This is a genomic window from Aliivibrio sp. 1S128, from assembly GCF_001691065.1.
In the GTDB taxonomy this organism is placed as follows: domain Bacteria; phylum Pseudomonadota; class Gammaproteobacteria; order Enterobacterales; family Vibrionaceae; genus Aliivibrio.
This window is the reverse complement of record NZ_MAJV01000032.1, coordinates 1-230: the sequence shown is the minus strand read 5'-3', so window position 1 is coordinate 230 and position 230 is coordinate 1. Positions and strand designations below refer to the sequence as shown.

Sequence of the window (230 nt, the reverse complement as noted above, 5' to 3'; positions counted from 1 at the left end):
GTTACTTTGCCTGTATTTGCACTAAATGAAAAAGAATCACACTTTTCTCCACCACCATAAAAAGTAGCCCACCCTGTAACATTAACATCTTTTGGCTTAACTCCTTTAATTGTGATGTACTCATCACCTTCATTACTTCCAAAAGGAACAGGATTAAATGTCTTTATTAAAGAAGCTGCGCCCACACCTAATATTACAAGGAAAAGTACAGCTAATATGAGTTTTACGGG

At 36.1% G+C, this 230-nt stretch carries 1 pseudogene; it reads right to left on the bottom strand.

What is annotated here, in order from left to right:
* Nucleotides 1–230, bottom strand: a pseudogene (locus tag A6E03_RS20220) (hypothetical protein); the annotation flags it as partial.